Below are 18,852 nucleotides of genomic sequence, written 5' to 3'. Positions count from 1 at the left end.
TATTGATTAATATCATTGAATACTTTTGTTTTTAAGTTATATTATAAAAAAATAAAAGGTATTACAAATATGCAAAATTTAACAAATTATATTGATGAGTTTCCTGATGGACACCCTGTAAAAGTCTATGTTGAAGAAAATAATCTTATAAAAGAGCTCTTTGAAGAGCTATTTAAAACTGATATTAGAGTTGATTTTCAAAAATTTTATAATATTTTCAATCAAATAAGTGAAGTGGAAAAACATTTTGCAAGAAAAGAAAATCAACTTTTTCCTTATTTGGAAAAATACGGTTGGACAAACCCAAGTAGTGGAATGTGGGCTTTTCATGATCAAATTAGAGACGAAATAAAAATTGCTAGAAAAAGTATTGAAAATAGAGATTTAGATAATGCTCTAAATGATGCAATGATTATTTACAACAGTTTATCACAACTTATTCTTGTAGAAGAACAACGACTTTTACCAAATGCTATGAACTTATTAAATGAGGATGACTGGAAAGAGATGTATGAGGGAGACAAAGAGATAGGTTGGATGTTGTCAAAGACTCCTATTAGGTACCCAGAGCCTGAGCAAGAAGATTATATACACCCAAGTTTGGATAAGAAAAAAAGAGATTTACCTTTTTCATTGGAAGATAGAACTCACTATGATGAAGGATATTTAACTCCAGAACAAGTTAATTTTATATTTAAATTTTTACCTGTAGATATTACATATGTAGATGAAAATGATAGAGTTGTATTTTATAATAGGGGAGACGATAGAGTTTTCCCTAGAAGTGCTGGAATTATAGGTAGAGAAGTAAAGTTTTGCCATCCACCAAAGAGTGTTGACCAAGTTTTGAAAATACTTGAAGAGTTTAAAGCGGGTCGTCAAGATACTGCTGAATTTTGGATTCAATTTAAAGGTAAATTTATACATATTAGATATTTTGCAGTTAGAGATGAAGAAAAAGTTTACAAAGGTGTAATTGAGATGTCTCAAGATGTAACAGATATAAGAAAACTAGAAGGTGATAAGAGGTTATTGGATTGGGAGTGATTAAGAATTGATACAGAGTTTATTGCACTTCTATAAGATTGGTTAATTTGGTCTTTCAACCATATAACCAATCCCTCTTATATTTATTATAAAGTCCTCTTTTAAAACTTTTTTTACTCGATTTACTTCTGCTCTTATTGTTGCATTATCAATATAGTCATCATTCCAAACATAATCTCTAAACATGTCATAATTACAAACTAAACTTCTATTTGCAGCTAACAAGTCTATGATTTGTATTTGTCTTTTTGGCAAAATTTGTGGTTCATTATTAAAAAGTAAAACCATGTTCTTAGAGTCATAACTATATGATTTTGATAATCTTTTATGCTCTTGTGGTACTTGTCTTGTTTGTAAAATTTTATTAATTCTTAGTGTTAATTCTTTCAAATGAAATGGTTTTTTCAAGTAGTCATGGCAGCCTATATCAAAAGCTCTTGTAATATCTTCTATGTCAATGAGTGCGGATATAAAGATTGTAGGGACCATTCTTTTTTTAATATGAAGATTTTCTAAAATTGTTAGCCCATCTATATCTGGTACATTTATGTCAAAAATAAGTAAATCAAATTTTTCTTTTTCTAAAGTTTCTAAACAACTATTTCCATTCATTACAGAAATTACAGCATGGCCTGTAGATTCAAGGTATTGTTTAATTGCTTTATTTAGCATAATATCATCTTCTAATAACAAGATTTTCATTTGTAGCCTTTAAATATATATGTAAAACTGGTATTTTTTGAATCAGAAGTAACATTTATAATTACTCCCTCTTCATCACAAATTCTTTTCACTAAGTTTAATCCTAAACCAAATCCTTCTTTAGATTTTTCCTCTCTGTAATATTCATCAAATATTTTTTCTGGGTCTTGAATCTCTTTTGAGCAACTTGAAACAGAAAATTTAAAAAAATTATTAACTTTTTCCACTTTCACATCTATATTTTCACCCTTATTAGTATATTTAATAGCATTTGATAATGTATTATCAACTATTCTTTGAAGTTTTGTTTCAGTGAAATTTATTAACATTTCTCCATTGTTAGACTCCAAATTAAATTTACAAGAGTTTTGTGTTGCTACATTTTTAAAAAAATAGACTCTACTTCTTACAAAATCAACTAAATCAAGTGAATATATTTTATATTGAACTTGGTCACTTTTTACTAAATAACTTAAATCATCATATATGGAAAAGATATTCTTCATAGCAACTTCTATATTTGATAAATATTCATCCTTTCCCTTTTGCATCTCATACAATTCTATATTACTCATGATTACAGACAGGGGAGTATTTGTTTCATGAACTGCATGTCTTAAGAACTGTTTTTGATTTTTTAGAATATTTTGTGAATAATTTATTTGTTCTTCTAAAATTTTTGCTTGTTCATTATGATCTTTTGCACTTTGTTGTATCAAGTTTGTCAATGATTGAATAGTTTTGGCATAAGAGTTTTCATTTGTACTGATTAACTTAGCAGGATTTATAGTTTCTCTTTGGGGAGTTGAAGGGTTTTCAGAAAGCCCAACTAATGTAATTGTTTGATTCATAAGTTCATTTCGATTATTTGTATGAAAAAACTCTGCATAAGTAAAGAATCCAGAAGTAGGTGCAATTGATGCAAATGGCTCAATTTCTACTTTAATAAGACTTTGCATATACCTTCGTCTTGCCATGCAAGAGTAGATAAAAAATGTTTCTGCTTGATAGTTATTTATATTTTTTAAGTACAGTACAGGGTTTTTCATTATCATCTCTGCATTTGCAAATCCAAGTCTTACTTTGTCACCTTTATATAAGTTCCCACCACAACCTAAGCTTCCATCAGAATAACGAGTTAGAACTGCACGTGCAACTGACATACCATTTCTTTGAACTATTAGTGGAAACTCTGTATGAGAATCACTATTTCCTAAATATTTTTCATAAAATTTTATTGCTTCCATTCCTGAAATTTCATAAATTCTATTTCCTTTTACTTTATCAATAGTGTGTTCAATTCCAATAGGTATCCAATCATATTTATGATCATTTGTAACTTGAAGAATGTCAGAGTTAAGTGATACTGCAACAGCTCCAAAGTCGATAAGTTCTGTTCCACAAGAGACAAAAGTTTGTTTAAATACACCATTATCTCCAGCCATACCTCCACAAACCATTATTTTTTCATTATATGCAGTGATTCCTTTTAGATATTCTTCCCCATTTGTACTAGTTCCATCTGTAAAAGTAATGAGTAGTTTAGTATTTGGGGTGACAAGTTCTTTTGCTATTTCATATCCACTATTAAAAGAGTTATCACCTTGTTTTTTTGCAATTTTTATAAAGGTATTTTCAAATACTGATATTGAAATAACTGTTCTAAATGTGGATACTTTTCTATCTTTAATCTCACCATCTGTTGTTGTCCCTATTATAATTGCATTTGGTAGATTATTATCTAATAGGTTAATAATATATTGTAAAGTGCTATCATCTTGTCCACAAAATACTTGAATAAGAATATTCTTTTCATCTTGAAATAAAGAGTAATCTATTTTATCTTTAAATGAATTATTTTGATAAGTGTAATTATATGTTTTCATAAAAATATTGTAACATAAAATAGTGATTTTTTAGTTAAAATATTACATGAATTTTCAATGCTATGTAAATGCTACCAAGACCAATATATAGGGCTTATAGCATTTTTATTCTTCGCTATATTCAGGCTATATTCTTCGCTATATTCAGGCTATAATTTTCTAGTAAGATTTCACTACAGAAAAAATTTGACTATCAAACTTTTTCAGATTTTTGACATTAATTTAAATACAAAAGGAAAAAAAATGGCATACGTAAAACCGACTTACAAATCTCAATATGAGAACTTTATTGGTGGAGAGTGGATAGCTCCAAAAAGTGGTGAATATTTTGAAAATGTTTCTCCAGTTGATGGTGAAGTTTTAACAAAAATTCCAAGATCAAATGAAGCTGATGTTGATGCAGCAGTTGCAGCAGCAATGATAGCTTTTGACTCTTTTAAACACTCTTCTGTTATTGAAAGATCTACTATGTTAAATAAAATTGCAGATGCAATTGAAGCTAACTCTGAAGCATTGGCAATTGCTGAAACTTTAGATAATGGTAAAGCAGTACGTGAAACACTTGCAGCTGATGTACCTTTAGTTGTTGATCACTTCAGATACTTTGCATCTGTTATCAGAGGTGAAGCTGGTTCTGTTGCTGATTTAGATGAAAATACAATTTCTCAAGAAGTATATGAACCTTTAGGTGTTGTTGCTCAAATTATTCCTTGGAATTTTCCATTATTAATGGCAGCATGGAAAATAGCTCCTGCATTGGCAGCTGGAAATGCAGTAGTTCTAAAACCTGCATCTGCAACTCCAATGTCTATTTTAATGTTAATGGAAACAATTCAAGAAGTTCTTCCAAAAGGTTTAGTAAATATTATCAATGGTGCTGGTGGAAAAATTGGTAAACATTTATCAACTCATCCTGATATTAAAAAAGTTGGATTTACAGGTGAGACTACAACTGGTCAACTTATTATGCAATATGCAACTGAAAACATTATTCCTTCTACGTTAGAACTTGGTGGAAAATCACCAAATATCTTCTTAGAATCAATTATGGATGCTGATGATGAGTTCTTTGATAAAGCAATTGAAGGTCTAGTATTGTTTGCATTTAACTCAGGAGAAGTTTGTACTTGTCCATCAAGAGCACTGATTCAAGAGTCAATCTATGAGCCGTTTATGGCAAGAGTTTTAGAGCGAGTTAAAGCTATCAAATTAGGAGATCCTTTAGATCCAAATTGTATGATGGGTGCTCAATGTTCAACTTCTCAAAAAGAGAAAATCATGGATTACATCAGAATTGGTAAAGAAGAGGGTGCTGAACTATTAATCGGTGGTGATGAATATAAAAGTGAAACACATCCAAATGGAAACTATATTCAGCCAACACTATTTAAAGGTCACAATAAAATGAGAATCTTCCAAGAAGAGATTTTTGGGCCAGTTCTTGCTGTTACTACTTTTAAAGATGAAGATGAAGCCTTAGCAATTGCAAATGATACTATTTATGGATTAGGTTCTGGTGTATGGTCAAGAGATGCTCACCAATTACATAAGTTCTCAAGAGGAATAGAAGCAGGTAGAGTATGGGTTAACTGTTATCATATGTATCCATCTCATGCATCATTTGGTGGATATAAAAAATCAGGAATTGGAAGAGAAACTCATATGATGATGTTAAACTCTTATAGACACACAAAAAATATCTTAACTTCTTACAGCAAAAATGCCTTAGGATTCTTTTAATAGATAATTTGTAGGGAACTTTCCCTACAAAAATAATTGAGCTTTCTAAAAAATGGAACATTTTTAAGGATAACAAATGGATACACGAAGAGTAGTAGTAACAGATGAAGTAGTTGAAATAGTTGAGCGACTTAAAGAAGAAAATGGTGAGTTAGTTTTCAATCAAAGTGGCGGATGCTGTGATGGAACAGCCCCTATGTGTTACGCAAAAAGTGATTTTTATGTTCCTAGTCGTAATATAAAACTAGGTGAAATATGTGGCTGTGAGTTTTTTATAGATAAAGATCAATTTGAATATTTTAGACACTCTCAGATTATAATTGATGTGAAAAAAGAATCAAGTGCTTTTGGAAACTCTTTTTCACTAGAAATAGATTTAGGCTATCAGTTTATTACAAGGTCTAGAATCTTTACAGATGAAGAGTATAAAGAAGTAGAAAAAGAAGATTTAAAATAGATGCTACTTTTTAATAAGTAGCATCTTAAATCTATCTCCCATACCTGTTGGGTCAATCAGTGTTTTTACCTTTTGAACTTCTTTTAAATAGTTTTCTTCACTTACATTTTTTTGTAAGATTTCAAGCAAATCCAAAATTCCAAACTCTACTAAAGCTTTCAATTGGGTTTGATATTCAATCTCACATTTACAAATATTAGAAAAACTATCAATCACCTGTGAAAAGTTTACATCATAAGTAATATCTGAGTTTTTAAAAAGTTTATCTAATTCTATGTTTTCTTCAAAGATTGGAAATACTTCATGCTTAGAATAAATCCTGCAAGAGAAATCATTTCTTGGATATTTTTCTCCATAATCAAAGGTAAGAAAATGAAAGCTTTTAATATTTGTACAAATATTTTTTGCAAACTCTTCATAACCTAAAGCTAGTTCACCTTTTGTGATTTTGTATTTTTTACATCTGTTTATAATATTTTCATCTAAACAATCTTCAAACTCTATTTTGTCATTTTTGACAAAAGCAGTTTGGAGTTTTTCTTCTTTTGTATAAATAAGCTCACAAGCAAAAGCATCATAAATCTCATTTGCTACTATAAAAGCATCATCAAGATTAACTTCACTAATATCACTATAAAAATCTACTTTTATACTATCTCCAAAAGACTCTTTTAGATACTCTCTTTGCTCAACTCTTAAGTGTTCAAATCTCTCAACTATAGCAAAGTTTAGACTCTCAAGAAGTTTTGGATTTAAGGTATATATAAATTGAGTAATATCAGCTAATAAATAGCCATGATGTGCACCAATTTCTAAAATAGTAGTATTAGATGGTAATTCTTTTTTTGAGATTGTATCAACTATTTTTTTAGCTATGCTTCCACCAAAAAACATTGAAGTTGAAACTGCTGTAAAAAAATCTCCATCTTTTCCAATAGCCTTATATTTTGTATAATAACCATCTTTTCCATAAAGCCAATTGTTAAAATAATCACTAAATTTTGTTTTCATGGGTGTAGTTTATCTAAAAACTGTTTATAAAATGTTACTAGAGTGTAACTGCGATTGTGGTATAATGACCAAATAAATACTAAAGGATTATTTTATGGATAAAAGAACAAAAATATTAGCAACACTTGGCCCAGCAAGTGATACATTAGAAACAATAGAAGGTTTAATTAAAGCTGGAGCAAATATGTTTAGACTCAACTTTTCACATGGAAGTCATGAGTACCATTTAAATACATTAAATAATATTAGAAAAGCAATGGAAAACTTAAATACAACAGTTGCTATTTTACAAGATATTTCAGGACCAAAGGTGAGAATTGGGGATTTAAAAGAGCCTTTTGTGTTAAGAAAGGGTGATACTATAAGATTTATAAAAGAAGATATAGTTGGCTATCAAGAATCAGATAATGAATATGTAGCTTCATTGAATTACCCAGAATTACTGGATAAAGTAAAAAATGGAGAGTATATCTATTTATATGATGGAACTATTAGAGCAAAAGTTATTGAAACTGGAGTTCAGGTAAAAGCAGAAATAGAGAATTATGGAAAACTAGGCTCAAGAAAAGGTGTAAACTTCCCAAATACTGTAATTGATATAGATGTAATTACCCAAAAAGATAAAATAGATATTGCCTGGGGAGTTGAAAACAGAGTTGATTATTTTGCTATCTCATTTGTACAAAACAAAAAAGATATGTTACATGCAAGAGAGCTTTTAAATGGATATAATGGAAAACTAATCGCCAAAATTGAAAAATTTGATGCAGTTGAAAATATTGATGAAATTATAGAAGCTAGTGATGGACTTATGGTAGCAAGGGGAGACTTAGGAATAGAAGTTCCATATTATGAAGTACCAACTATACAAAAAAGACTTATCAAAAAAGCAAATGCAGCTTGTATGCCTGTAATTACTGCAACGCAAATGCTTTTATCAATGACTGAAAATGAAAGAGCAACAAGAGCAGAGATTTCTGATGTTGCAAATGCAGTTTTAGATGGAACTGATGTAGTAATGTTAAGTGAAGAGAGTGCAGTTGGAACGGATCCAATTAATGTAGTTGAAACTATGAGTAATATTATTGCCAAAACTGAAGAGATTTATAACTTTGATAAACATGACAAACTTGATTATACAGATGAATTTGATGTTATTCAAGGAACAGTTACAAAACTAGCTGATGATTTAAATGCAAAAGGTATCTTAGCACTTACGAGTTCAGGAAAGTCAGCTATGAAGATATCAAGATATAGACCAAAAACAAAAATCTTAGCATTTTCTCATGAAGTGAAAACTCTAAACTCTTTATGTGCTATTTGGGGTGTTTATCCTATCAATGTAATAAAAGAAGGACAAGCTTCTAAGATGATTCAAAAGATGCTAAAAAATCTAGAATCAAGAAATTTACTTGATAAAACAGGACCATATATAGCAACTATTGGATACCCCGCTGGTATTCCTGGAAGTACAAATACTATTAAAATCCTAACAGAAGGTGAGATTGAGTACTATTTAAATCTACCAAGTAAGAAGAAATAATCTTCTTATTTGAGTGGTAATTTTATCTCAAAAAGTGCTCCAAAAAAATCTTTGTCTTTATAGTTAAAATTAATATTACTAGTTAAAATTTCACCATATAAGTTACTTTCAATGATATTCTTACTCATATATAGGCCTATCCCTGTTCCTTGGGATTTGAATTTTGTTGTAAAATATGGTTCATAAATACGAGGTAAGATTTTCTCATCTATCCCACCTGCATTGTCATAAATTTTTATTACTAAGTTATCATTATTTTCATATGAACTTATAAAAATATACCTTTTATTTTTTATATTAAGTAGGGCGTCTTTTGCATTATTTATAATATTTAATAAAACTTGGATAAGTTCATTTTCATAAATATGAAGTTTCACCTCTTTTATGTCTAAAACTATCTCAATATCATTATTTTTCAAATTAGCAGAAACTAAATTTAGTACTCTTTGTATAGTTTTACTTATAAAAATTTCTGTCTCTTTTTTGTCTCTTGAATAAAAACTTCTAAAATCATCTATTGTGTTTGATAATACTATTGTTGTTTGGACAATGTTTTCTAAATCATCATATAAAGTAGAGTCATCTAAGTCACCTAATTCTCTTTTTAGTTTTAGACCACTAGCGATTGTACTAATTGCAGAGAGTGGCTGTCTCCATTGGTGAGCAATATTACCTAACATTTCCCCCATTGCAGCCATTTTTGATTGTTGATTAAGGGCAATGTCTTTTTGTCTTATGACAGAGAGTTGTTTTTCTACTTTTTCTTCTAAGTTATTATTTAGATGTACAAGTTCTTGATTACTCTGTGCCAATTTTTTTGAATAAAAATCAAAGATATTTTTTAATTTTTTTGATAAATATAGAAGTAGTAATATAACACTAGCTGTAATTAGTAATGATATTAAAAGTATATTTTTAATATCTTCACTTAGTTTAGTTTCTAAATTTTTATCAACTCTATTTATCTGTTCTTCTAAATCATCAGTATATAAACCAGTGCCTATTATAAAATCATAACTTGGTATATATTTTATAAAAGAGATTTTTTTTGATTGTTTAAAGTTTTTAAAAATTTTAGCTGATTGAGTATATTCAAGAAAGCTACTTCCATCTTTTAAAGCAGTATCAACAACTTTTGTGATAGTCTCTTTTATTTTAGCATCTTCTATTAATTCAAATGGAACATTTAATATTTGTCTGTTTTTATGTACTAAAGTAGTTTTATTGATATCAACTACAAAAATATAACTATCATCAGAAAAGTTGAGTTGGTCTATAAAATTTAGAACTTTATCTTTACTTGTGTAGTTATTTGATAAAAAGAGAGAAAGGTCTTCAATTCTATCTTTAATTTTTATTTTTAAATTTTCTTTGTGGGTATTTTCAAGGTATTCAATATCTTTTCCATGAGAACTATATTTTGAGGATATAAAGATATTAGTAAGTAGAAAAGATGTTAACACTACACCAATAATTGGTAGAAGTAACATCCATCTGATTATGTTTGCTTCATTCTTATTCATTTAAAATTATAACATAAAAAATAATATGTGATGAGGTTTAGAATTATTAACTTATTTTTGAATATATTTCAAGTAACTCAATTTGTTTTTCTATACTAAGAATCTTAAGTTCTAATTCTCTTATTTTTTTAGAATTAAGCAAGGTATCCACATCACTTTGAGTTTTTAATTCTGCCTCTTTTTCTTCTACAATTACATCAAGTAAGGAGTTATATAATTCATAATCATCTTTTGCAATAGTTATTTTTGAATCTATCATTTTGATTTTTGATAGTTTACTTTTAAAGAAATTTTCTTGTTCTAAAATTACATTATCAAAGTCAAGTTTTGCTTTTAGATAGTCTATTCTTGTGCTTTGTATATCGTTATATGTCCTTGTATCAAGTGGAACTGTAACTTTTACTCCATAGTTTTGTACACTTTCATCCACATTTATTGTAGGGTTATTACTATCATGATATTTAGTGTAATCAAAGGTAGCACTAACTGTTGGAAGATATTTTGATACTGTCATCCAAGTATAGTCATTTTTGCTAGATATATCTGCTTTTGATTTTAGAATATTTAGGTTGTTTTTTATAAAAGCTTCTTTTTCTAAAAGCTTAAATTTTGGCAGTTCAAAACTTGTGTAATCACCTTGTGCATAAGTGTTAAATTGATTTATTAATTCCTCTTTTTGATAAACTAACTCAGCCAAAGCATTTTTACTTGTATTTGTATCCAAAATTGCAGTATCTAATACTGATGTATCTGCAAAGCCATTAAATACTTGTTCTTTTTTTCTTTGGATATCTATTTGTCCATTTTTTACTAAAAGTTCTTGCTTCTTTATTTCTAATACCAATTTATTGATATTAAAAAGAAGAGTTGTGGTATCTTTTATAAGTGCTTTTTTTTGCAAATCTAAATCCAAATGTGAATAAAGTCTAGTGGCATTTGCATATTTTATAGCTTTATATATTCCACCTGCTTTAAAAATAGGTTGGTCTATTGATACCAAAGATTTTTCAGTATCATAAGTCTCTCCATATACCTTAGAGTAAGTATACATGATAGGATTTATCCAATCTTTTTTAAGCTTTGAACTATCTTCTTCAATTTGCTCTTTTGATAAATCAAAAATCTCTAATCTATTTTTTGAAAGAATTGATTCATCAAGTTTATCTGTCTGTTTAGCAAATGAATAACTAGCAAGAAAAAAAATAGTTACTAATGATAGTTTAAATCTTAGAGATAGCATCATCTAACCTTTTAAATCCTTCATCAATCTCTTCTTTTGTAATTGTAAGTACAGGCAAAAGTCTTAAAGTACTTCTTCCAGATTTTAAAACCAATACGCCATTGTCAAAACTATTTTTAACAATTGAGCCTAAGGTTTCTTCATCTTTTACTCTAAGTCCTCTCATAAGTCCAAGACCAACTTTTGATGTAAAGATATTAGGATATTTTTCAAAAATAGCACTTATTTTTGATTCAAAATAGATAATTGCTTCATCTAATGCACCTGTATCTTTGTATTTATCCAAGATATCCAAAACTTCTAAAGAGGCTCTTGTTACTAAAAAGTTACCCCCAAAAGTTGAACCATGATCTCCAGGAGAGAGGATATCTTTATGTGTAGTTAAAACTGCACCTATAGGAACTCCACCTCCTAAACCTTTTGCCAGAGTTATGATATCTGGTTCTATCTCATATAGATTTGAGGCTAAAAATTCACCTGTTCTATATACTCCTGTTTGAACTTCATCAACTATAAGTAAAATCTCTTTTTCTTTCAAAAACTTTGCTAACTTTTGAATCTCTTCTTTTTCAAAAGGTTGAACACCACCTTCTCCTTGAACAAGTTCTAACATAACAGCAACTGTCTCTTCATCTATTGAGTTATAGATGTCATTGATTTGTTTGTTGTATGAAAATCCATCAGGATATGGAGAAAAGTTTACAGAGTGAAACTTATCTTGTCCTGTTGCTCTAACTGTTGTAATTGTTCTTCCATGAAAAGAGTGTTCTAATGTTATAACTTTATACTTTTTATTTGCAAATTTTGTTTGTCCATATTTTCTTGCAATTTTTATGGCACCTTCATTTGCTTCTGCTCCACTATTTGCAAAGAATGTTGCAATATCAAGCCCACTAAGTTGAGCAATTTTTTGGGCTAAAAGTGCTTGGGGTTCGATTGCATAAAGATTTGAGATATGAGTTATTTTACTTGCTTGATCATAAATAGCATCAGCAACTTGCTTGTTACCATGGCCAACACTAACAACACCTATACCTGAAGTAAAATCTATATAACTATTATCTTTATCATCAAAAAGTGTAGCATTTTCTCCACTTTTAAAGTTAACATAATTTCTTGCATAGGTTTGTAGTACATACTCTTTATCAATATTTTCAATCATTATTTTTCCTATAATTTAATAAGTGATTATATCCAAAAACTATAAACAATCAATTAACAAATTTGAAAAAAATTAATTAATACTTTGCTATAATCAAAACTAAAATAAAAGGAAAAAAATGCAGCATTTAATTAGAACAGCAGATTTTACAAAAGAAGAGATTTTAAGCCTTTTTGATGATGCCAAAACATTTTTAGATATGCAATCAAGAGATATCTTAAAAGGTAAAATAATAGTTATTTTGTTTTTTGAAAATTCTACAAGAACAAGAAGCGCATTTGAAACAGCAGCAAAAAGATTAGGTGCAGAGATTATAGCTTTAGACGTAGGTACTAGTTCTAGAAGTAAAGGTGAAAGTGTCTTTGACACAGTTGCGAATATTAATGCAACTAAACCTGATGCTATCATTATAAGACATTCAGAGTGTGGATTACCTGGAAGTTTAGTTGATTATGTTGATTGTCCTATTATAAATGCAGGTGATGGAAAACATGCACATCCAACTCAAGCACTACTTGATCTTTTTACTATAATGGAACATTTCAATGATGATGTAGAGGGGAAAAAGGTTGCTATTGTAGGTGATGTAAAAAGTTCAAGGGTAGCAGGTTCGAATAAAAGACTTCTTCCAAGATTTGGTATGGATGTTTGTTTTGTGGCTCCTGATTGTTTTAAAGCAGAGGATGATGAGCATAAACAGTATGATAATATATCAGAGATTATCGATGATGTTGATGTTGTAATGAGCTTAAGAACGCAACTTGAAAGACATAATGAGATATTTTTCCAATCATTAAATGATTATGCAAAAGATTATTGCATTACAAAAGATACTTTTGGTGATAGGAATATTTTACTTTTACACCCAGGTCCTGTGAACAGAAATGTAGATATAAGTGATGAGATGTTAGTTGATCCTAGAAATAAAGTATTAAAACAAGTTACAAATGGCGTTGCAGTTAGAATGGCAATACTTAAAAAACTAATCCTTAATCAATAGAATATATTTGAATAATAAAGAACTAATCAACAAACTCAATAATTATGGCTCTTTACAGGAGCCATTTTTTTTTATGATAAGTTATGATTTAAGTAATTATTATGTAAAAGCCCTAAAAGATTTAGATGAAGATATAAAATATGAAATTTCATCTAAAGATAAAAGTTATAATATAAAAAATAAAAGTCTAAAAAAATATCCAATTAGTTTTGAAAAATACAAAAAAAAGTTTGATTATATACAAGAACAGATTGCTTGTGGTAATAGTTATTTGTTGAATTTAACAGCAAAAACAAAAATAGAAATACCTTTAAATCTTGATGAAATATATGAAAAAGCAAATGCAAAATTTAAACTGAAATTCAAAGATGAGTTTGTCTGTTTTTCTCCTGAGAGATTTATAAAAATCAAAAAAAACAGAATATTTACTTATCCCATGAAGGGTACAATTGATGCCTCGATTCCCAATGCTAGTGTTAAAATACTAGGTGATATGAAAGAGATGGCTGAGCATACAATGGTGGTAGATTTACTTAGAAATGATTTAGGAATTGTATCAAATAAAGTAAGGGTTGAAAAGTTTAGGTATATTGACCAAATAGACGCAGGTGATAAAAAACTTTTACAAGTAAGTTCCAAAATATCAGGAGAGTTAGAAAATAATTGGAATGAAAAACTTGGAGATATTCTTATCTCACTACTTCCAGCAGGTTCAATCACAGGAACACCAAAGAAAAAAACTGTTGAAATACTAAAAGATATAGAAGATTATGAAAGAGAGTATTACACAGGTATTTTTGGCGTTTTTGATGGCAAAAATTTAGATAGCTCTGTAATGATTAGATTTATTCAAAAAGATAAAGATGGAGAACTTTTTTATAAAAGTGGTGGAGGAATCACTTGTGATAGTGATGCAAAACTAGAGTATCAAGAGCTTCTTGATAAAATCTATATACCCTCTTAGTGAATATCTAACTTATATCCAATCCCCACTTGAGAATAGATACTCTCTTTTGGTAGTTTTTTTCTTAACCTTTTAACCAAAGTTCTTATGTTTTCATTTGTTGTTAAATCACCCTCCCAAACATATTGTTCAATTTGTTCAAAAGTTACTATTTTCTCACAATTTTTAATTAGTAGATTTAAAAGTAAAATCTCTTTTTTTGCTAACTTTACCTCTTCTTTATTTTCATTATATAAAATCTCACAATCTGTATTATAAATATAATCTTTTGCTAAAGCTATACTATTGTTGCACTTTTTACAAAACTTGTCTAGTTTTAACTCTAGTTCATAAATATAAAATGGTTTTTTAATATATTCATCACAGCCTTTATTATAAGCATCTTTTATTGTCTCTAGTTCAACATTTGCACTAATTATAATAGCTGGTGTATTTTTATCCATAACTCTTAGCTCTTTTAATAAACTAATGCCATCAATTCCCGGAACATTTATATCTAATATAAAACAGTCATATCCATTATACACAGCATCTAAAGCATCTCTTCCATTTTCAAACCAGTCAACTTTATAGTTTTTCTGAGATAGTGCTTCAATAATCAAACTTGATAATCTTTTATTATCTTCAAGTAGTAATATTTTCATTTTCTAACCTATTTTTTATGGATATAAAGATGCAAGCACCCACATCACTTTTTTGTGTTCTTATTGTTCCACCCATTTTTTCTTCAATCATTAGTTTTACCATATAAAGTCCAAATCCATCACCATTTTTTTTAGTGGTATAAAATGGCTCAAATATTTTATCTTTATTTTTTTCTTTTATACCTATTCCATTATCTTGTATATAAATAGAAGTAAAACCATTAATTGAATTGATTTTTATAGATATTTTACCCTCAAAATCTTCACTTTGTCTTCTTTTTAAAATACTATCTTTTGAATTGTTTATTATATTTAAAATGGCTTGTTTGAACTCATTTACATAACCATACAAAAGGTATTTTTTATTTTTTTCATATCTTATATCAATACTTATATAGTTATATTTAATATTGTGTTCAATTACTCTTAAGAGCTGATCTAAAGAGGAGTTTATTTCAAATTCACTTTTTCTTATGGAAGGTCTTATAAAGTCCCTAAAGTCATCAATTGTAGTTGTCATATATTTAACTTGTGTCATGATTTCATCCACAAACTCTTTACCATCATTTAAGGAGAAGTTTTTTTTCTCTTTTTTATAAAGTAATTCTTGTGCAATAGTTGATATCTCTATTAGGGGTGCTTTCCATTGGTGTGCAATAGAAGTCATCATTTCTCCTATTTCAGAAAGTTTTGAACGCTGTATTGTAAACTGTTCATCTCTTTTTCTTCGGTTTTCAAGTTTTTTGATTTGGGTTATATCATTGATTATTGTAACAATCCCTGCTTCTATATTTTTATTATTTAGATATTTTTTTCTTCTTATTAAGACATAAATAGTTTTACCATCTTTTTCTAAAGTAGTCTCTAATTCACCTACAAAACTTATACTATCATCAACTTTTAAACAAAGTTTAGGGGATATATCTTTTAGTTTTTTTCCAATTATCTCATCTTTTGATAGATTTAAAAAATCACACAGGTAGTCATTACAACCAAGTATTACACCTTCACTACTTTTCCAAAAAATTATACTTTTTATATTATTTAATAAGACATTATCTAATTTGTTTTGTTCTAGTAGTTTTATCTCTAAATTAAATTTTTTTATAATATTAACAATAAGTCCAATAATTAAAAGAATAAGCAAAGGCATAAGAATAAAGGCACTATCAATAAACTTTCTATTTTTTTCAAAAAAACCTTTTGGCTTATTTATTATGTTTGAAAAAAGTGGTATATCAGAGTTTAATAAATTAAATTTTTCTAATACTTTATGGTCAAAATAATATTTAGATGGAGGAGTTGAAATATCAATGTCGATTACAGGAATATCTTGTAAAATATCTACAGCTTTCAAAGCAGCTAATCGTCCCTGTTCAAATGGTTCTACCATGATTCCCCCAATAACCCCCTCTCCTAAGTGAATAGAATTTAAGGCAAAAACAGGATAAGGTGAATTTTGAAAAAAGTCTCTTAGATGGCTATATGGGACATATTCTTTATTTATATCTTTATATAAACTTGTAAATAAAACAGCACTATTTTTTGGAAGAGCTTCTATTTTTTTGCTTAAGGTATGTATATTAATCTTATTATCAAAAATAATGTTAATCTCATTTTTAAACTCCGATATAGCTTTTAAGGTTTGCTTTTTTATGGCTTTTGAAGATAGGCTATCATCACTTAGCACATATATGGTATTTAGGTTTTTTACAACATCTTTGATTAACTCTATATTCTCTTTTATCTCTTTGTACTCTATTACTCCTGTTATTGTTTTTTTAATTTTATTTGAAATTTTGATACTATCAAAATTCTCCACACCACAAAAAACGATTTGTGAGTTATTAAATATCTCTTTATGGTTTGATAGAGCAAAGTTTAGAGCAAAATTATCGGCAGTTATTATAACATCGTAGTTTCTATTTGAAAATTTCTTTTTATAGAGTTGATGTAAGATATTAAAATACTCTTTGCTAGTTATTTTTTTACTATCCATATATTCAATTGTAAGCTCATAGTCTGGATACTTTGAAAGTACACTTTTAATACCTTCTGTTATAGTGTCACTCCACTTTAAACCATTATTATAAGAGTGTAGAAGTAAGATTTCTTTTTGAGGATTTGCAAATAATGTGCTAAAAAATATGAGAATAAAAAATATAAATTTCATATACGACCTAATAATATTTATCTTATTTTATCAAAAAAGAGAGTAAAAACTCTTTTTTTGATATTATATTAAAAAATTTTAGGTGAGATAAATGAAATATTTTGAAACTATTAAGTGTGAAGACAAAGAGATTTTTAATTTAGATTTTCATAACTCAAGAATTGCAGCAACTATTGGTAAAAATATTGATTTAAATGAGTATATTTATCCAATAAATAGCAAACTTTTAAAGTGCAAAGTTATATATAACGATGATGAGATTTTAGATGTCTCATATGAAGAGTATAAAAAAAAAGAGATAAAAAGTTTCAAAATTGTATATGATGATGAAATAGAGTATTCAAAAAAGTATTTAAATAGAGAACATTTAGATAAACTTTATGAAAAAAAACAAAAAACTGATGAGATTATAATTATAAAGAATAAATTAGTAAGTGATACTTCCATTGCAAACATAGCAATATATGATGGTACAACTTGGCTAACTCCTAAAAAACCCTTATTAAATGGCACTTCAAGACAAAGACATCTGAAACTACAAACTATCATTGAAAAAGATATCACAGAAGCAGACTTGAAAAGTGCTTCAAAAATTGCCCTTATGAATGCTATGATTGATTTTGATATTTTGGATGATTATATTCTATTGTAATCAAAAAGTTTTTTTTCTAATATAAAATTCTTTTGTGTGACTACAAAAGGAGATAATATGAAAAATACAATATTCATAATTGAATATGCAAAGGGAAGTGATAAAGGCTTTGATGGTTTTAGACCAGATACAAAACCAATCTTGGATGCTATAGAAGAGCTAACTAATTATAAAACAGAAATAGTTTTTTATAGACCAAATAGAAAATATGATTTATTGGATTATTTAAAAGAAAAAGCAGTTTCTGTTATAAGTAGAATTAACCCTGGCAATTTAAAAGAAGCAGATGAATATTTTCAATTTTTAAAAGCTCTTGGAAATGCTGGTATTGAAATACATACCCATCCTGATGTTATGATTAACCTTGATTTTAAAGATATCTTAGCAAAATTAAAAGGGACAAAATTAGGAGATGATGAGAGTTATTTTTATCATACTTTTACTGACTTTGCCACAAGATTTCCTGCAGATTTAGATAAATATGGTATTAGAGTTTTAAAAACAAATTATGGTTCAACAGGGGAGGGTGTTTATTTAGTATCAAAAAAAGAGGATGGTTCTATATTCTCTGTAGAAGCTGTAAATAATCAAAAGTTTTATTATGATGATATAAATGAATTTTTGCATAAATTTGAGCCAAACTTTGAAGATAATGTATCAGAATATGCTGCATACTTTACTGGAAAAACAGGATTTGTTGGGTGTAGATATTTAGAAAGAATTGCTGAAGGTGAGATTAGAGTTTTACTTGTAAATGATAAAGCAATCTCAGTTGTTCATAAAAAACCTCAAGAAGGGCAGTTCTCTGCAACACTTTTTTCAGGAGCAAAATACAATTATGAGTCTCCAAGTGAGCCTAAATGGAAAGATGTAGTAGAGCTAACAATGAATGGACTAAAAGATTTAAAATCATACCTACATGGTCAAAACTATCCACTTCTATGGACTATGGATTATATTTTAGATTATAATGAAGATGGAAGTGATAAATATGTTCTTTCAGAAATAAATTGTTCTTGTGTGGGAATAACAACACAGTTACAATATGCAAAAGATGTAGCCCAAGTTTTTGTTCCAAAAAAGAAGGCTAAGTAAATAGTGGAGTAGT

General features: G+C 28.2%; 16 protein-coding genes. 8 read left to right on the top strand and 8 right to left on the bottom strand.

Annotation, left to right across the window (positions count from 1 at the left end):
• The first annotated feature begins 69 nt into the window (after nucleotides 1-69).
• Nucleotides 70-1,047: a DUF438 domain-containing protein gene (locus ACNI28_RS04755; RefSeq protein WP_419765993.1), complete on the top strand. Its 978-nt coding sequence runs from the start codon at nucleotides 70-72 to the stop codon at nucleotides 1,045-1,047.
• 42 nt (nucleotides 1,048-1,089) lie between these two features.
• Here ACNI28_RS04755 and ACNI28_RS04750 read toward each other — a convergent pair whose 3' ends face one another.
• Together ACNI28_RS04750 and ACNI28_RS04745 are read right to left on the bottom strand one after the other, a co-directional pair.
• On the bottom strand, nucleotides 1,090-1,749 hold the full coding sequence (locus tag ACNI28_RS04750) for a response regulator transcription factor (protein ID WP_419765991.1): 660 nt from the start codon (nucleotides 1,747-1,749) through the stop codon (nucleotides 1,090-1,092).
• Nucleotides 1,746-3,635, bottom strand: a complete 1,890-nt coding sequence (locus ACNI28_RS04745; RefSeq protein WP_419765989.1) for an FIST N-terminal domain-containing protein — start codon at nucleotides 3,633-3,635, stop codon at nucleotides 1,746-1,748. Before ACNI28_RS04745 ends, ACNI28_RS04750 begins: the two co-directional genes overlap by 4 nt.
• Nucleotides 3,636-3,878: 243 nt before the next feature.
• Here ACNI28_RS04745 and ACNI28_RS04740 point away from each other — a divergent pair, with 243 nt between their 5' ends.
• Together ACNI28_RS04740 and ACNI28_RS04735 are read left to right on the top strand one after the other, a co-directional pair.
• Complete coding sequence (locus tag ACNI28_RS04740) at nucleotides 3,879-5,375, top strand: aldehyde dehydrogenase family protein (RefSeq protein WP_419765987.1); 1,497 nt, start codon at nucleotides 3,879-3,881, stop codon at nucleotides 5,373-5,375.
• A 76-nt stretch (nucleotides 5,376-5,451) separates the two neighbouring features.
• Entirely contained in the window at nucleotides 5,452-5,832 is a 381-nt protein-coding gene (locus ACNI28_RS04735; RefSeq protein WP_419765985.1) for a DUF779 domain-containing protein, read from the top strand.
• Between the two features lie 3 nt (nucleotides 5,833-5,835).
• Here the strand turns inward: ACNI28_RS04735 and ACNI28_RS04730 are convergent, their stop codons facing one another.
• Nucleotides 5,836-6,843 carry an SAM-dependent methyltransferase gene (locus ACNI28_RS04730; protein WP_419765983.1) on the bottom strand — a complete coding sequence of 336 codons (1,008 nt, stop codon included), beginning with the start codon at nucleotides 6,841-6,843 and terminating at the stop codon, nucleotides 5,836-5,838.
• A 94-nt stretch (nucleotides 6,844-6,937) separates the two neighbouring features.
• Here ACNI28_RS04730 and pyk point away from each other — a divergent pair, with 94 nt between their 5' ends.
• Complete coding sequence (pyk, locus tag ACNI28_RS04725) at nucleotides 6,938-8,386, top strand: pyruvate kinase (RefSeq protein WP_419765981.1); 1,449 nt, start codon at nucleotides 6,938-6,940, stop codon at nucleotides 8,384-8,386.
• 5 nt (nucleotides 8,387-8,391) lie between these two features.
• On the opposite strand, the gene ACNI28_RS04720 is transcribed toward pyk, so the two are convergent.
• Genes ACNI28_RS04720 through ACNI28_RS04710 form a run of 3 tightly spaced genes read right to left on the bottom strand, consistent with a single transcriptional unit; the run spans nucleotide 8,392 to nucleotide 12,311 of the window.
• Entirely contained in the window at nucleotides 8,392-9,909 is a 1,518-nt protein-coding gene (locus tag ACNI28_RS04720; RefSeq protein WP_419765979.1) for a cache domain-containing protein, read from the bottom strand.
• 46 nt (nucleotides 9,910-9,955) lie between these two features.
• Nucleotides 9,956-11,152 carry a TolC family protein gene (locus ACNI28_RS04715; protein WP_419765977.1) on the bottom strand — a complete coding sequence of 399 codons (1,197 nt, stop codon included), beginning with the start codon at nucleotides 11,150-11,152 and terminating at the stop codon, nucleotides 9,956-9,958.
• Nucleotides 11,130-12,311 (bottom strand): aspartate aminotransferase family protein, encoded by a 1,182-nt coding sequence (locus ACNI28_RS04710; protein ID WP_419765975.1) that lies wholly within the window; start codon nucleotides 12,309-12,311, stop codon nucleotides 11,130-11,132. The genes ACNI28_RS04715 and ACNI28_RS04710 overlap by 23 nt, the downstream gene beginning before the upstream one ends.
• A 118-nt stretch (nucleotides 12,312-12,429) precedes the next feature.
• Here ACNI28_RS04710 and ACNI28_RS04705 point away from each other — a divergent pair, with 118 nt between their 5' ends.
• Nucleotides 12,430-13,311, top strand: coding sequence for an aspartate carbamoyltransferase catalytic subunit (locus ACNI28_RS04705; protein ID WP_419765973.1), 882 nt, complete (start codon nucleotides 12,430-12,432; stop codon nucleotides 13,309-13,311).
• Between the two features lie 7 nt (nucleotides 13,312-13,318).
• On the top strand, nucleotides 13,319-14,275 hold the full coding sequence (locus ACNI28_RS04700; RefSeq protein ID WP_419765971.1) for an aminodeoxychorismate synthase component I: 957 nt from the start codon (nucleotides 13,319-13,321) through the stop codon (nucleotides 14,273-14,275).
• Here ACNI28_RS04700 and ACNI28_RS04695 read toward each other — a convergent pair.
• Both ACNI28_RS04695 and ACNI28_RS04690 read right to left on the bottom strand, forming a co-directional pair.
• On the bottom strand, nucleotides 14,272-14,919 hold the full coding sequence (locus ACNI28_RS04695) for a response regulator transcription factor (protein ID WP_419765969.1): 648 nt from the start codon (nucleotides 14,917-14,919) through the stop codon (nucleotides 14,272-14,274). The two genes, ACNI28_RS04700 and ACNI28_RS04695, sit on opposite strands and share 4 nt — an antisense overlap.
• Complete coding sequence (locus ACNI28_RS04690; protein WP_419765967.1) at nucleotides 14,900-17,092, bottom strand: ABC transporter substrate binding protein; 2,193 nt, start codon at nucleotides 17,090-17,092, stop codon at nucleotides 14,900-14,902. Before ACNI28_RS04690 ends, ACNI28_RS04695 begins: the two co-directional genes overlap by 20 nt.
• Before the next feature lie 91 nt (nucleotides 17,093-17,183).
• Here ACNI28_RS04690 and ACNI28_RS04685 point away from each other — a divergent pair, with 91 nt between their 5' ends.
• Nucleotides 17,184-17,744 (top strand): aminotransferase class IV family protein, encoded by a 561-nt coding sequence (locus ACNI28_RS04685; protein ID WP_419765965.1) that lies wholly within the window; start codon nucleotides 17,184-17,186, stop codon nucleotides 17,742-17,744.
• Nucleotides 17,745-17,801: 57 nt separating this feature from the next.
• On the top strand, nucleotides 17,802-18,839 hold the full coding sequence (locus ACNI28_RS04680; protein ID WP_419765963.1) for a Cj0069 family protein: 1,038 nt from the start codon (nucleotides 17,802-17,804) through the stop codon (nucleotides 18,837-18,839).
• Nucleotides 18,840-18,852: the final 13 nt, after the last annotated feature.

Origin of the sequence: Arcobacter denitrificans (SeqCode), assembly GCF_048571185.1 — a bacterium.
GTDB classification, from domain to species: domain Bacteria; phylum Campylobacterota; class Campylobacteria; order Campylobacterales; family Arcobacteraceae; genus Arcobacter; species Arcobacter denitrificans.
Note: the sequence above shows the minus strand (reverse complement) of the source record. Positions and strands in the feature narration are given on the sequence as shown.